Source organism: Sphingomonas sp. PP-CC-1A-547, assembly GCF_003610375.1.
Classification (GTDB): domain Bacteria; phylum Pseudomonadota; class Alphaproteobacteria; order Sphingomonadales; family Sphingomonadaceae; genus Sphingomonas.
The window spans coordinates 322,896-337,779 of record NZ_RAPZ01000012.1 but is presented as its reverse complement, the minus strand read 5'-3'; the positions used below and the strand labels follow the sequence as shown (position 1 = coordinate 337,779).

General features: G+C 66.4%; 14 protein-coding genes. 10 read left to right on the top strand and 4 right to left on the bottom strand.

The annotated features are described in order from the left end of the window. Window positions 1–96 precede the first annotated feature (96 nt). The 4 genes from C8J39_RS12510 (at window position 97) to C8J39_RS12495 (ending at window position 4,400) form a co-directional block, all read left to right on the top strand. Window positions 97–897 carry a hypothetical protein gene (locus C8J39_RS12510; protein WP_243649986.1) on the top strand — a complete coding sequence of 267 codons (801 nt, stop codon included), beginning with the start codon at window positions 97–99 and terminating at the stop codon, window positions 895–897. 48 nt (window positions 898–945) lie between these two features. Next, window positions 946–1,860: a sulfite exporter TauE/SafE family protein gene (locus C8J39_RS12505; protein WP_120300760.1), complete on the top strand. Its 915-nt coding sequence runs from the start codon at window positions 946–948 to the stop codon at window positions 1,858–1,860. A 35-nt stretch (window positions 1,861–1,895) separates the two neighbouring features. Beyond that, window positions 1,896–2,615 carry a TIGR02186 family protein gene (locus C8J39_RS12500; protein ID WP_056064071.1) on the top strand — a complete coding sequence of 240 codons (720 nt, stop codon included), beginning with the start codon at window positions 1,896–1,898 and terminating at the stop codon, window positions 2,613–2,615. Between the two features lie 114 nt (window positions 2,616–2,729). Then, entirely contained in the window at window positions 2,730–4,400 is a 1,671-nt protein-coding gene (locus C8J39_RS12495) for an ATP-binding protein (protein ID WP_120300948.1), read from the top strand. An 86-nt stretch (window positions 4,401–4,486) separates the two neighbouring features. Here C8J39_RS12495 and C8J39_RS12490 read toward each other — a convergent pair whose 3' ends face one another. Together C8J39_RS12490 and C8J39_RS12485 are read right to left on the bottom strand one after the other, a co-directional pair. Further along, a complete protein-coding gene (locus tag C8J39_RS12490; RefSeq protein ID WP_120300759.1) occupies window positions 4,487–4,801 on the bottom strand; it encodes a YdeI/OmpD-associated family protein in 315 nt (104 codons plus the stop codon). A gap of 155 nt (window positions 4,802–4,956) precedes the next feature. Beyond that, the gene (locus C8J39_RS12485) at window positions 4,957–6,456 is read right to left on the bottom strand and encodes a M23 family metallopeptidase (protein WP_120300758.1); all 1,500 of its coding nucleotides are present in this window, start codon (window positions 6,454–6,456) and stop codon (window positions 4,957–4,959) included. A 439-nt stretch (window positions 6,457–6,895) separates the two neighbouring features. On the opposite strand from C8J39_RS12485, the gene C8J39_RS12480 reads away from it, so the two are divergent. The 6 genes from C8J39_RS12480 (at window position 6,896) to C8J39_RS12455 (ending at window position 12,683) form a co-directional block, all read left to right on the top strand. Next, window positions 6,896–9,388, top strand: coding sequence for a helicase-related protein (locus C8J39_RS12480; protein ID WP_120300757.1), 2,493 nt, complete (start codon window positions 6,896–6,898; stop codon window positions 9,386–9,388). Window positions 9,389–9,395: 7 nt separating this feature from the next. Then, window positions 9,396–9,689: an RNA-binding S4 domain-containing protein gene (locus C8J39_RS12475; RefSeq protein WP_183037991.1), complete on the top strand. Its 294-nt coding sequence runs from the start codon at window positions 9,396–9,398 to the stop codon at window positions 9,687–9,689. Between the two features lie 241 nt (window positions 9,690–9,930). Continuing rightward, window positions 9,931–10,272: a ferredoxin FdxA gene (gene fdxA, locus C8J39_RS12470; protein WP_031393648.1), complete on the top strand. Its 342-nt coding sequence runs from the start codon at window positions 9,931–9,933 to the stop codon at window positions 10,270–10,272. A gap of 202 nt (window positions 10,273–10,474) precedes the next feature. Continuing rightward, window positions 10,475–11,008: a CarD family transcriptional regulator gene (locus tag C8J39_RS12465; protein ID WP_056053923.1), complete on the top strand. Its 534-nt coding sequence runs from the start codon at window positions 10,475–10,477 to the stop codon at window positions 11,006–11,008. A gap of 171 nt (window positions 11,009–11,179) precedes the next feature. Continuing rightward, the gene (locus tag C8J39_RS12460) at window positions 11,180–11,911 is read left to right on the top strand and encodes a head GIN domain-containing protein (protein ID WP_120300755.1); all 732 of its coding nucleotides are present in this window, start codon (window positions 11,180–11,182) and stop codon (window positions 11,909–11,911) included. Between the two features lie 49 nt (window positions 11,912–11,960). Further along, window positions 11,961–12,683, top strand: coding sequence for a GIN domain-containing protein (locus C8J39_RS12455; RefSeq protein WP_120300754.1), 723 nt, complete (start codon window positions 11,961–11,963; stop codon window positions 12,681–12,683). Between the two features lie 262 nt (window positions 12,684–12,945). On the opposite strand, the gene C8J39_RS12450 is transcribed toward C8J39_RS12455, so the two are convergent. Together C8J39_RS12450 and mgtE are read right to left on the bottom strand one after the other, a co-directional pair. After that, the gene (locus C8J39_RS12450; protein ID WP_056053914.1) at window positions 12,946–13,350 is read right to left on the bottom strand and encodes a DUF1489 family protein; all 405 of its coding nucleotides are present in this window, start codon (window positions 13,348–13,350) and stop codon (window positions 12,946–12,948) included. A gap of 31 nt (window positions 13,351–13,381) precedes the next feature. Further along, on the bottom strand, window positions 13,382–14,791 hold the full coding sequence (gene mgtE / locus C8J39_RS12445) for a magnesium transporter (protein WP_120300753.1): 1,410 nt from the start codon (window positions 14,789–14,791) through the stop codon (window positions 13,382–13,384). Window positions 14,792–14,884 lie beyond the last annotated feature (93 nt).

The window sequence follows — 14,884 nt, the reverse complement described above, 5'->3', positions numbered from 1 at the left end:
CCCTCGGAGATAATTCCGCGAGTTGTCGAAGTGCTCGTGCCGCAAGTCGCCGCAGCAATTCTCGGGCGACCCCGCGTGGCTCCGCGGGTGGTGACCATGCGACGCGTCGCTGTCGCATTGCCGATTTCCGCCAAGGGTCGACCATGGCAGGCACCGACGATTGCGCCGCCGCGCCCCGTAGCGCGCGCTCTTCCCGATTTGCCAGCCGCCGCAGAGCCTCGGACATACCTCGTTCTGTCGCCGGTAGCACCGCCCATGGTCGCCAACGGGCCAAGTCGTCTCAGCGGAAGCGCATGGCTGCTCGCGCGTGGCGGTCCCGCGGGTACGGTATCGGGCGGGCAGCTCGGCGCATCGCAGGGCGGTTTGCGACTGGCCTACGCGCTTGGCAGCCAGCGTAAGGTCGCGCTGGTGGCGCGCGTCGCCACGCCGCTCAAAGGTGCCGGACGGGAGGCCGCACTCGGGATCGAATGGCAACCGACGCGGTTCCCGGTCCGCCTCGTCGCCGAGCAGCGATTCGCGCTCGATGGCGGCCGCGGCGGAGCAACGATCGGCGTAATTGCCGGTTATGGTCCCGCCGAAGTCGCGCCGGGTATCCGTCTGGAAGCGTACGGCCAGGCCGGCGGGATTGCGCGTGACGGGATCGAAGGCTTCGTCGACGCGTCCGCACGACTCACGTATCCGCTGGGAAAGCTTGCCGGCGCGACCATAGACATCGGTGTTGGCGCATGGGGCAGCGCGCAGCGTGACGCCGAACGCTTCGATATCGGACCCTCACTCGTCGCCGCGCTGCCTGTAGCGCGCAAGACCATCCGCCTGACGCTCGACTGGCGCGAACGCATCGCCGGCGGCGCGCGTCCGGGCTCGGGCCCCGCCCTCTCGATCGGTAGCGACTTCTGAAAGGTCGAGCCTAGCCCCGCCCGCGCAATCCGGTGTAACGCTGCGGTCGTGGATCTGTATCTCCCCGTCGCCAACCTGTCGGTCAACGCGCTCGTCATCATCCTGCTCGGCGGGGGAGTCGGGCTGTTGTCGGGGATGTTCGGCGTCGGCGGCGGCTTCCTGACGACGCCACTGCTGATCGTCTACGGCATTCCGCCGACGGTTGCCGCAGCCTCTTCCGCGAGCCAAGTGACCGGCGCGAGCGTGTCGGGCGTGTTCGCGCATTTTCGGCGCAAGGGCGTCGATACCAAGATGGGCGGGGTGCTCGTCGCGGGCGGCATCCTTGGGTCGTTCTTCGGTGCGTGGCTTTTTCGACTGCTCCAGCAAAGCGGCCAGATCGATACGGTGATCGCGATCGTCTACGTGGTCATGCTCGGGTCGATCGGCGGCCTGATGGCAAAGGAATCGATCGGCACGATCGGCCGCGTGCGCACCGGACGCCCTCCCAAGGCGCGCAAGCGTCGCCATCACCCGCTCGTCGCCGCGCTACCGCTCAGGACGCGCTTCTACGCGTCGGGGCTCTATATCTCGCCGCTCGCACCGTTGTTGCTGGGGTTCTTTACCGGCATCCTGACGATTCTGCTCGGCATCGGTGGCGGCTTCATCCTCGTCCCGGCGATGATCTATTTGCTGGGCATGGCGACGTCGGTGGTGGTCGGCACGTCGCTGTTCCAGACGCTGTTCGTGACCGCGGTCGCGACGATGGTGCACGCGACCACCACCAAGGCGGTCGATATCGTGCTGGCGGCTTTGCTCCTGCTCGGCTCGGTCGTAGGAGCGCAGGTCGGCGCGCGGTTCGCGACCAAGTTCCGCCCCGAATATCTCCGTCTCGGACTTGCGGTCATGGTGCTGCTGGTCGGCGCGCGCATCCTGCTCGGACTCGTCTGGCGCCCCGAGGAGATCTTCTCGGTCACGCTGTCGTGAAGCCTGGCTGGCTAGTTCTGCTCGCGCCGTTGCTGATGGCGCAGGCGAAGCCCGTGCTGGTCCCCGACGTGTCACAACGCAATATCGAGATCGCCTACAGCTTCACCGGTGCCGAGCTGCTGCTGTTCGGTGCGATCCTCTATCCCGGTGGCCGCCTGCCGACCGGTGAGCAACCCACCGATATCGTCGTCGTCGTCAAGGGCCCGACCCAGTCGATCCTGATGCGCGAGAAGGAGAAGGTCGCCGGCATCTGGGTCAACGCCGCGCGCCTCAGATACCGCTCGGCCCCCAGTTTCTACGCGATCGCCTCGTCCAAACCGATCGACCGCCTCGTCGACGACCGGACGCGCGCGATCTACGAACTCGGCCTCGACAGCCTGCAATTGTCGCCAGCGTCGAGCGCACCCGCGCCGATCCAGGACCGCTTCCAGAAGGGGCTCGTCGACCTCAAGCGCCGCGCCGGCCTGTATTACGAGGCGCCGCGTGCAGTCGAGATCACCGACGGCGTGCTCTATCGCGCGCGCGTGTCGATCCCCGCCCGCGTGCCTGTCGGCCGCTTCACCGCCGAGACGTTCCTGATCCGTGACGGTCGCGTGCTGGCTGCGGCAGTCCGCGACATCGACATCCGCAAATCGGGCTTCGAGCGATTCGTCGCGCGCGCCGCGGATCGTTCTTCGGTAACCTACGGGCTGGTGGCGGTCGCGCTCTCGGTGTTCCTCGGCTGGGCGGCAGGCTGGATCGCGCGCCGGGTCTAGCGCGTCACGGCGACTAAACGCGGATATTTTCTCAGCAAGTTCAACACCGTCGTCATCGGATATTTACAATTATCGCGGCAGGGTCGGTCCGAAATGACTGGAGACTTTGCGGCGATGAGCGACATGCCGGGACCTGGCGCATTCTTGCGCGCGGCACCCTTGACGGGCGGATTCGCTGGCGCCAGCGCTGCGGCGGCACCTGTTGGCGTCGTCTTCGTGATCGCCGGATCGAGCAGCCGTATCCTGCTCGATCGCGCTGCGATCGCGGTGCTGCACGCTGATTCCGATCCGGTCGTCGCGGCGGCCGGACAAGTCGGCAGCCAGATCAAGATGCGTGTCGGCGCGACGTGGCTGGTCGCCAACATCCGCTCGCTCAAGCTGGAGGATGCCGCGGGCACCTGCGTCGCCGCGGAGATCGACTATCTCGGCGAAGGCGACGAGGACAAACTCACTGGCAAGCTATATCGATTCCGCCGTGGCGTGACGCGCTACCCGATGCCCGGCTGTGAGGTGTTCCCGATCACCACGGCCGACCTGCAACAGGTCTATGCCGCCGACGACCGTGCGAACATCACGATCGGTACGGTCTATCCGACCGCCGATATCCCCGCCGCGCTGTACGTCGACGCGATGCTCGGCAAGCATTTCGCGCTCGTCGGGTCGACCGGCACCGGCAAGTCGACCAGCGCCGCGTTGATCCTGCACCGCATCTGCGAACTCGCGCCGCAGGGGCATATCGTGATGATCGACCCGCATGGCGAATATGCCGCCGCGTTCAAATCGAACGGGGCGATCTACGACGTGTCGAACCTGCAGATGCCGTATTGGCTGATGAACTTCGAGGAGCATTGCGAGGTCTTCCTCACCAGCAGCGGCTCCGCACGACAGTTCGATGCGGACATCTTGGCCAAATGCCTGCTCGCGGCGAAGGCGAAGAGCCGCCTCGGACAGGAGATCGCAAAGCTCACGGTGGACGCGCCGATCCCGTATATGCTCAGCGATCTGACGACGATCATCAGCGCCGAGATGGGCAAGATGGACCGCGCCGGCGACACCGCGCCCTATCTCCGGCTCAAGTCCAAGATCGACGAGATCAAGGCCGATCCGCGCTACGGCTTCATGTTCTCCGGCATGCTGGTGGCGGACACGATGGCAAGCTTCCTCGCGCGCATCTTCCGCCTGCCCGGCGACGGCAAGCCGATCTCGATCATCGACGTGTCGGGCGTGCCGTCGGATATTACGTCGGTGGTGGTCGCGGTACTGGCGCGGATGACGTTCGACTTCGCGATCTGGTCGCGCAACGAACCGCAGCGGCCGATCCTGCTCGTTTGCGAGGAGGCGCATCGCTACATCCCGGCAGGGCGGGAGGCGAACAGCTCGGTCGGGCGCATTCTCGGCCGCATCGCCAAGGAAGGGCGCAAATATGGTGTGTCGCTGGGGCTCATCACGCAGCGTCCGTCGGATCTCGCGGAGGGTGTGCTGTCGCAATGCGGCACGATCATAGCAATGCGCCTCAACAACGACCGCGACCAGGCCTTCGTCCGCGCGGCGATGCCCGAGGGCGCGCGCGGCTTCCTCGATTCGATCCCCGCGCTACGCAATCGCGAGTGCATCATCTGCGGCGAAGGCGTGACGATCCCGATCCGCGTGAGCTTCGACGGATTGGAGGAGGAGAAACGCCCCGCCTCGGGTGATCCGCTGTTCTCCGAACTGTGGCGCGACGTCGGCGGCGAGGACCAGATCATCGGTCGCACGATCCAGCGCTGGCGGGCGCAGGGGAAGTAGGTGCGATCGGGCAGTGCAGGGATCGACGAGCATAACCCGTCGCTAGCTATATTCCGGTAAAACAGGGGATCTGATCGTGCACGTGATCACATGCCGTTCTTTGTTTTCCGGTCGATCAGGACGGCCTGCTGCCATCGGCTCGGGGCCTTGTCGGTACGGTGAATGCAGCCCGCCCAGCAACAGGGGCGCTTCTTGCCGTCGAACAACTCCTGACCCGTACGCTCTATGCGGCGCTGGCGCGTTTTGGGCTGTTTTGCGTCCTCTATCCAGCAGATGAACTCGTTCCGGCCGAGCGGCGTCAGCGTCTGCCACAGTGCGAAGAGGCTTGGATCGGAGCGGATCGCCGACTGGAGATCATCGCTGGCGGTATGGACCGTGCCGTGAAGGAAAGAGTTCGCCACGAGTCCTCCGAGCAATGTCGCCCAATGCAATGGGCCATTCGCACGAAGAATAACCGTTCCTCACGTTGATGACGAGCGCACGGTTCGCAATGGGCAACCAACAACAAATTCCGTCGATGCCGCCGTCGCGCAGCGCGTCGACGTTCATCAGATGGTTAGGCGCCGACCCGTACTGCCAGCAGCTGAGCGACCCTTGCCTTGAACGCGCGCAGTTTCTCCCCCGACAACTGCGCCACGCTGGCAAACGAGACCGATCGCGGGTTGATCGCTGCGCCGTTCTTCCACACTTCCCAGTGGAGGTGCGGGCCGGTCGACATGCCGGTCGATCCGACATAGCCGATCACCTGGCCCTGCTGGACCCGCGTGCCCGATGACACCGCGATCCGGCTCATATGGCCGTATCCGCTCGCCATCCCGCCACCGTGCACGAGCTTGACGAAATTGCCGTAGCCGCCGGTCCGCCCGGCGAATGCTACGACGCCGTCGGTCATCGCGTGGATCGGCGAACCATAGGGCGCGCCTATATCGAGGCCCTTGTGCATCCGCGTGAAGCCCAGCAGCGGGTGGAACCGCATGCCGTAATTCGACGTGATCCGGCCGGTGACCGGCATGCCCGAAACGGCGCGACGTTCGGTCTGGCCGTTGGCATCGAACCAGCCGCCGCGACTCGACTCCCCGTTTAGACTGGCGTCGGCATCGACGTTCGCTGCGTCGGGCGCGAACCGAACGAGCTGCACCTTGCGTCGGCCCTGATCGATCCCGGCGAACAGCAGGTCGCCGATCCGGGTCTCGCCGGTTGCGGCACGCTCACGCTCGACGATGACGTCGAAGGTGTCCGCCGCCGTCACGTCGCGGCCGATCGAAAGCCGGGTCGAGATCGCCTTGATGAACGACTCCACGGCCTTTCCGGGAACACCGGCAGCACGCGCGGAGCGGTACAGGCTGGAGCCGACCAGGCCCTGGATCCGCAACGGCGTCGTATCGACCGCGATCGGCTTGCGGTTCACGGTCAGCCCGCTCGCTCCGCGCGTCAGCGACAGCGCCAGATCGAACCGCGCACGGAAATCGAGTTGCTCCAACGGCCGCGCGACGGTGCGATCCGGCCGACGTCCGAGCGTGAGCGCGATCCGCGTGCCTGCCGGAATGGCCTTCGGATCGACCGACTGCGCGACCAGCGCCGCCGCGGCCTCGGCATCGTTCCGGCCGACGCCCGCGCGCATCAGCGCCCGATCGAACGCATCGCCCTGGCCGAGCGTCGCCGACAGTTCGAGCGTCGGGCGCTCGGGCGCATTGGCGAGCGGGGCAACGAGATCGTTGGCCGCCATCCGCCGCCCGGTGGTCGCGCCCTGGCCAAGCGGCGCAATGCCCTGCGCCCGCGTCTCCTCCCACTCGGCACCGCCGAGCGGCGACGGCACTGCACCGACCAGCGGCTTGAACCCCGGCGCCAACATGACGGTCGCGGTACACAGCACGGTGCAGGTCGCGAGCCCGCGCCACCAGTCGCGACTACCGATCCGTGCGCCGAGATCGGGCACCCAGTCGATCCGCGAGGGGGCAGCCTTTGGCGCGATATCCGGCTGCCGATCGAGCGCACGACCAAAGCCGCGCGCCCCGCCGCCCGCCAGTTCCAGCGCCTGATCCTTCTGCAAATACACGCGTGCCCGCCCCGAAATCGTCCGAATTCTCGTGCGCCGTTTCATCCCCGGCGCGAGCGTCGGGTTGTGGCGAGGACATGCTAAAGTCAAATTAACCGCAGCGATTGTGGGGCTTGGCGGCGGCGGGGCGTGCTTGGGTTGGGGCGGACGAGATTTGGGACTGATGACCCTGCTTCCCTGTCTGGGTTTTAGAAGGCGCCCGAACTTTATCCACCACCCCGGCGAAGGCCGGGGCCCAATAGGGTAGGCCAAGGTGATGAAGCGCGGACCTCCGTTAAACCTGTTCCCCAATTGGGCCCCGGCCTTCGCCGGGGTGGTTTTAGATTGAGGTGGACACCGAAGCTCGACGATCGAGCGAACCCAACATTCACCTCACCAACACGGCGCAATTCGACCCAGGTCATTGCGCCAGCCCACTTTACCCCCGATGTTGCCCGCCATGAGCGACGAAGTCTCCGCTGGCGTGACCGCAGTTCTCGGCCCGACCAACACGGGCAAGACGCACCTCGCGATCGAGCGGATGTGCGCGCATTCGAGCGGCATGATCGGCTTCCCGCTGCGCCTGCTCGCGCGCGAGGTCTATGACCGCGTTGTCGCGATAAAGGGCGCGAACCGAGTCGCGTTGGTCACGGGCGAAGAGAAGATCGTGCCGCCCGACGCACGGTGGTTCCTGTGTACCGCCGAATCGATGCCCGATCGCGACGTTGCCTTCGTCGGGCTGGACGAGGCGCAGTTGGGCGCCGACCCGGAGCGCGGGCATGTGTTTACCGACCGCTTGATGCGCGCCCGGGGACGCGAGGAGACGATGATCCTCGGTTCCGAAGCGCTACGGCCGATGATCAAGAAACTCGTCCCCGGCGCGGAGATCGTCAACCGGCCACGCTTCTCGACGCTGACCTATGCGGGCGCGAAGAAGATCAGCCGGCTGCCCAAGCGCTCGGCGATCGTCGCATTCTCGGCGGAGGAAGTGTACGCGGTTGCGGAGATGCTCAGGCGTCTGCGCGGCGGTGCGGCCGTCGTCATGGGGGCTCTCTCCCCGCGTACCCGCAACGCGCAGGTGGCGATGTTCCAGGCGGGCGAGGTCGATTATCTGGTCGCGACGGATGCGATCGGCATGGGGCTGAACATGGACGTCGCGCATGTCGCGTTCGCCAGCCTCAACAAATTCGACGGCAAGCGCCAGCGTCGCCTGACGGTGGCGGAGATGGCGCAGATCGCGGGGCGTGCGGGCCGGCATCAGCGTGATGGCACGTTCGGGGCGCTGTCCGACGACGGCCCCGGCGCGTTTCTGCCCGAGGAAGTGCTGGCGATCGAGGAGCACCGGTTTCCGCGGCTGGAAAACCTCTACTGGCGACAGGGCGAACCCGATTACGCGAGCATCGACGCGCTGGTCGCGAGCCTCGAGGCGCGCCCGCCCGCCGGCGTTTTGCGCGCCGCGCCGCAAGCGCTCGACCTCGGCGTATTGAAGCGGTTGGCCGAGGAGGGCTGGGTGCGTGAGCGGGCGCGGCACCCGGCGATGGTCGCGCGGTTGTGGGCGGCGTGTGGCTTGCCTGACTTCCGCAAAGTCGGGCTCGATCCGCATGCGCGGTTCGTGTCACGGGTGTTCGGACATCTGAGCGAGGGGCGGGGGCATATCCCACACCAGTGGTTCGCGGACGAGATCGCGCGTCTCGATACGGTGGCGGGCGACGTGCCGGTGATCGCCGGGCGGATCGCGGCGACGCGGATTTGGGCCTATATCGCGCAACGCGCCGACTGGCTGGCCGAGCCGACCTTGTGGGCCGCGAGGACGGCGGCGCTGGAAGAGCGGCTGTCGGATGCGCTCCATGCGAGCCTGACGCAGCGGTTCGTCGACAAGCGCACGACCGCGTTGATGCGCCAGATCGGTGCGGATGCGGGTGCGCTGCCCGTGGTGATCGGGCCCGAGGGCGAGGTGATGGTCGAGGATCATCCGATCGGTCGCCTCGACGGATTCCGCTTCACCGTCGCGGCGGACGCGCGCGCCAGCGACAAGCGCCTGCTGCTTGCGGCGGCGGAGAAGCGGCTGACCGGCGAGCGATCGCGGCGCGGGCAGTCGCTGGTCGATACACCGGACGCGGATATCGCGCTCGACGATGCGGCGCAGATCGTCTGGGCGGGTCATCCGGTCGCCAAGCTGGGCGCGGGGCCGTCGTTCGCGCGGCCGAAGCTGATCCTCGATCGCTCGCTCGATTGCCTCGACAAGGCCGCGCGGGAGCGGATCGAGGCGCGGCTGTCGCTGTGGCTCGCGGGGATGCTGAAGCGGCGGATCGCGGTTCTGGTCCACCTCGCCGAATTGAGCCGTGATCCGAATGCCACGCCGGCGTTGCGTGCGGTCGCCAGTGCGATCGAGGACGCCGGCGGGATACTGCCGCGGTTGCCGATGCGGCTCGCGCTCGACGCGATCGACCCCGAGGAGCGCAAGCGGTTGCGCAAGATCGGGATCACGGTCGGCGCACTCGATCTGTTCGATGCGCGGTTGCTCAAGCCGGAGTCGGCGCGGTGGCGGCGCATCCTCGCCGCGGCGCGCGGTACGACGATCGCTGCCCCGCGAGATGGCGCGACGGTATTGGCGCGTGGCAGCGAAGGCGCGGTTCTTGAAGCAGGGTTTCGCCCCCTTGGACTCCAGGCGGTCCGGATCGACCTGATCGAGCGCATCGCCCGTGCCGCACACGATTCGCGGCAGGGGCGCACGCCGTTCGCGCCCGATCCTGCGCTGGCCACCTCGATCGGCGTCGATGCGGCGTCGCTGGAGCGGTTGATGGCCGAACTCGGGTTCAAGGCGCTGGCGGGGGACACGCCGCGCTGGGTCTGGCGCGGTCGTCCGCCCGCACGCGCCGTCGTCCCTGCCCCGATCGATCCGTCGCGGCAGAACGCGTTTGCCGGGCTGGCCGCACTGGTCCGCCATGGTTGAAGGCGCGATGCGGATCGATCGGTTCCTGTGGTTCGTGCGGCTCGCGAAAACGCGCAGCGCCGCGCAGGCGATCGCCGAGAAGGGGCATCTCCGCATCGACGGCCGCCCGATCGATCGCGCACACTGCCCGGTACGGGTTGGGAATGTGCTGACGTTTGCGGTGGAGGACCGGGTGCGGGTGATCCGGGTCGAGGCTTTGCCGGGGCGACGGGGGCCGGCGCCCGAGGCGCAAGGATGCTATCAGGATTTGATCGCGGGGAAGACGCCGGCCGGTACCGTCCGCGATCCTGCCTCGGAATAGTCCTCTCCTGCAAGGGGAGGTGGCAGTCCGCAGGACTGACGGAGGGGTGATACCCTATGGATAGTTCGGATACCCCTCCGTCTGGCAAGCGCCAGCCACCTCCCCTTGCAGGGGAGGATCAAGCCACGTGAAAGCCTGATAACGTCTCGCAGAAGGCTTGCTATGATTGACGCGAGGGGCAGGCGCGCATAGTCGCTGGCGCGTTCGTAGCCGGGAAGGAATCCGGCCCAGGAGTTCTGCAATGACCTACGTCGTCACCGATGCCTGCATCCGCTGCAAGTACATGGACTGCGTGGAAGTGTGCCCGGTCGACTGCTTCTACGAAGGCGAGAACATGCTGGTGATCAATCCCAGCGAGTGCATCGATTGCGGCGTGTGCGAGCCCGAATGTCCCGCCGAGGCGATCCTGCCCGATACCGAGAGCGGGCTGGAGCAGTGGCTCGAGCTGAACACGACGTTCTCGGCGCAATGGCCCAACGTCACGCGCAACGACAACCAGACGCCGCCGGATGCCGACGCGATGAAGGGCGTCGAGGGCAAGTTCGACAAGTATTTCTCGCCCGAGCCCGGCGCAGGCGACTGATAAGAGGCGGCGAATCCCGAAAAGGGCAAGCCGCCTGCCACGTTCGGCTGGTAATTTTGTTGCAAAGCTGCTAGATGGGTCCGCGACGGGCGCGATGATTCACGTCATCCGCTTGACGTGTAGACCTATCCCTCCCCCGATGCAGCAGCGACGAGTCCTTCGTCGAGGCGTCGCGTGGAGGCCTGATCCGGAAAGGCCCCAAATGGCTGCCAAGGCACTGTCCTTCGATGTCGGTGATTTCGTCGTTTACCCAAAGCACGGAGTCGGCCGTGTGATCGAGCTCCAGCGCTCGGAAATCGCCGGCATGACACTGGAACTCTACGTCCTCCGGTTCGAGAAGGAGCGCATGACGCTCCGCGTGCCGACCAACAAGGCCGAAAGCGTCGGCATGCGCAAGCTGTCGTCCGACAAGACGATGCGCGAGGCGATGGACACGCTCAAGGGCAAGCCCAAGGTCAAGCGCACCATGTGGTCGCGCCGCGCGCAGGAATATGAAGCGAAGATCAACTCGGGCGACCTCGTGTCGATCGCCGAAGTGGTCCGCGATCTGTTCCGTGCCGACGACCAGCCCGAGCAGAGCTATTCCGAGCGCCAGATCTTCGAAGGCGCGACCAGCCGCCTCGCGCGCGAACTGGCGGCGATGGAAGAGCTCGACGAGCCCAAGGCGCAGGAGAAGATCCTCGACATCCTCCGCGCCGCGGCCGCGATCTACAACAAGGACAAGGTGCCAGCGTAACGCTTGGTTCTTTGACGCGACGAAAAGGGCGGTCCTGCGGGGCCGCTCTTTTTCGTTCTGCTGCTTCCTTCCTCAAGATAGGGGGCCGTGCAGCGAGCCAGCGCCAGACAAGTTTCTCATTGCGCCGTCCCGTAGCAGGTGTATTGTATTAATAACACACAGGAGGATGCAATGAACTTTCTTGCGCTCGGACTGATCATTCCTCTCGCGGCCTGCTCGTTCAGCTGGAACGGCGACAATGAAGGCTCCGGGGCTGCGGCGGCCGGTTCGGGGACCACCCGGACCTTCCAGGTTGCCGGTTTCGACGGCATCGACCTTCGTGGCTCGGACGATGTCGACGTCCGCGTCGGTACCGGCTTCTCGGTTCGCGCCGAGGGGCCGAGCGAACAACTCGATCGCCTGCGCATCGAGCGTGACGGGGATACGCTCAATATCGGTCGCAAGAACGGGGCAAGCATGGGCTGGAGCAAGGGGGCCAAAGTTAAGGTGTACGTCACCCTGCCGCGGCTGACCGACGCGAGCGTCTCGGGATCGGGCAACATGGCCGTGGACCGTGTCGAGGGCGGCGGGTTCGAAGGCGGAATCGCCGGATCAGGCAATCTCGACATCGCCGCGATCAAGGTCGACGTTGCGGAATTCTCGATCGCCGGATCGGGTACCGCGCATGCGAGCGGCACGGCACGCGATCTTAAGGTCGACATGGCAGGCTCGGGTGATCTCGACGGCACGCGGTTTGAGGCGCAGTCGGCGACGGTCGAGATCGCCGGTTCGGGAAGCGTGCGCGCGGTGGTGAACGGCGCTGCCAAGGTCGCCATGTTGGGCTCGGGTGACGTCGATCTCGGACCGAAATCCCGCTGTACGATCTCCAAGATGGGCTCGGGGCGTGTCCGCTGCGGGCGGTAAGCCGCCGCCGGACTTGCGCGAGGGTACATAACCGGTGACGTTCGCGGACATGAGATATCTGCTCTCCGCGTCGCTGCTCCTGTCCGCGCCGACATTCGCCCAGTCTTCCGCGACGAGCCGGACGGTCTCGGTCGGCAGCTTCGATCGTGTGCGGGTCGAGGGGCCGTTCGAGGTCCGCGTCACGATAGGCTCGCCGCGTGCGACCATCACCGGCCCGGGCAGGGGGGACGATGTGGCCGTCCGGGTCGATGGTACCACGCTGTCGGTGCGCAAGGGCACCGGCGGCTGGGGCGAGCAGACGCGTGGCGGCGGCGGGGCGGGGCCGATCGTCGTGACGCTCTCGACGCCCGACCTGACCTCGGCCAGCGTCGCGGCCGGCGGGCGGCTGACGATCGCGAAGATGCGCGGCATGCGCGTCGACGTGACGGTCAGCGGTAACGGCAGCTTGGCCCTCGCGGCGGCCGATACCGATCAGCTGAACGCGACGCTGATCGGCACCGGTCAGATGACGCTCGCCGGCCGCGCGGCGCGCGCGCGCCTCGTGACGAGCGGGCCGGGCGCGATCGACGCCTCGGGGCTGGCGGTCAACGACCTGACCGTCCACCTCGACGGCGTTGGCGAGACGAAGGCGGCGGCGCGCTATACCGCGCAGGTGACCAACAACGGGCTGGGAACGGTCACGATCACCGGCAACGCGAAATGCCGCGTCGATGCAGCGGCCGGTGGGCCGGTGGTGTGTGGAAAGCCGGGGGCGGGAGTCTCTGCTCCGTAGAAGAGGATAGTGTGCCGCTGCCCCGTCCACACCGATCTCTCCCGGGCGAAATCCGCATCTGGATCGAGCCAGTTACTATATCCGTATCGGCCCTCATATCTTCCGAACGTGTATCGTCATTCCCGCGGAGGCGGGAACCCATACTGGCTGACCTCACACTGAGATTGCTATCCTCTGAGGATATGGATTCCCGCCTGCGCGGGATGACGATGGAGTTTATCGTCGGGTGGGATGAACCTCGACGAGGTCTGGGCCCCACCCCTTAAATGAGCGCCAATTCCGCGAGCTTCGTCATGAGCGCCGGCGGCATCACGTCCAGCCCGGTCGCGTCGCCACCGAGATCGAGCGGCGCATCCGCCCCTTCCAGATACCGCCACCCCTGATGCGCGCGCTTTGGCCGCGCCTGCACCAGCACCAGTTTCGGGTCGATGTGGATCGCGACGCGCCCCTCCTCGGCCTCGCCGAACCCGAGGATCGGCGAGCGGGCGATCAGTTGGTGCTTGAGGATCCAGAACATCGAACCCTGACCAGCGACCTCCTCATGCCGCTTGGGCAGGTAGCGCGTGGTGAGGAACACCGGCCCTTCCTCGCCGCGCAGCCGGAGCCGCTCCGCCAGATGGTCGACGCTTTCCGCGCCGAACGCGACTTTGGTGAGGTGGAGCGGCATAGCGTTGGAAATGGGCGTTAATACCGGACGATCAACCGTGTAGACCCCACAAAGACGCGAGCCCGAGGAACGAGAAGAACCCCATCGTGTCGGTCATCGTCGTCACGAACACCGCCGACGACACCGCAGGGTCGATCCGGAACTTGTCGAGCGTCACCGGTACCAGCACGCCACTCAGCCCCGCCGTGATATTATTCGCCAGCATCGCCGCGGCGATCACCAGCGACAGGTCGGTATTGCGGAAGATAACGTACGTCCCGAGTCCGATCAGCGCCCCCAGCATGACGCCATTCGCGGCGGCGATGCGGAACTCGCGGCCGATCATCCGCGCGGTATTCGAACTCGTAAGCTGGTTCGTCGCCAACGCGCGCACCACCACGGCGAGCGTCTGCGTGCCGGCATTGCCGCCCATTCCCGACACGATCGGCATCAGCACAGCGAGCAATGCAAAGCTCGCGATCGTTCCCTGGAACAAGCCCACGACCGACGACGCGACCATCGCGGTACCGAGATTGACTACCAGCCACGTGAACCGCGTGCGCACGGTCAGCCGGATCGGCTCGTTGATGTCGCCGTCGCCGGCGCCTGCCAGGCGCAGCGTATCCTCGCCTGCCTCTTCGGAGATGATGTGGACGATGTCGTCGACCGTGATCATCCCGACCAGCCGGCCGCCATGATCGACCACCGCCGCCGAGATCAGCGCGTATTTCTGGAAGCGCAGCGCGACTTCCTCCTGGTCCATGTCGACCGGGATCAGCGTCTGCTCGCGCTTCATCACGTCGGCGATCGCGATCCCGCGCGGGGTACGCAGCATCCACGACAGCTGGCACGTGCCGATCGGCTTGTGCGCGGGGTCGACGACGAAGATTTCCCAGAAATCGGTCGTCAGCTCCTCATGCCCGCGCAGATAATCGATCGCGTCGCCGACGGTCCAATGCTCGGGCACCGCGATCAGCTCGCGCTGCATCAGGCGGCCGGCGGACTCCTCGGCGTAGCTCAGCGCCTCCTCGATCGCCGCGCGATCGTCCGGATCGAGTGCGCGCAGCACCGCGCGCTGCTCGTCCTCATCCATGTCCTCGATGATCGCGACGGCATCGTCGGTGTCGAGTTCGGACGCGAGATCGGCGACCTGGTGCGGCTCGAGCGCATCGATCAGGTCCTCGCGGACGTAATCGTTCATCTCGGCGAACACGTCGCCGTCGAGCAGGTCGGTGACAGCCCGCGCCAGCGCGGCGCGATCCTGTTGCGGAGTCAGCTCGAACAGATCGGCGATGTCGGCGGGGTGCAACGGCTCGACCAGCGTACGCGCTGCCTCGTCGTCGCCGTCCTCGACCGCATCGAGCACCGCCCGCACGAATTCCGGCCGCAAATGGTCGTCGCGATCGAGCTGGTTTTCGGGCTGGGTGTCGGTTTCGACCTCGGGAAGCTCGAGTTCGCTCATGGCTGCCTCCCTTAAAAGATGCGCGGTTGGGCCCTAACGCGGCGCGCGTGCATTTGCCAGTCGGAGTGCGGCTCCCTATCTGCCGCGCATCAA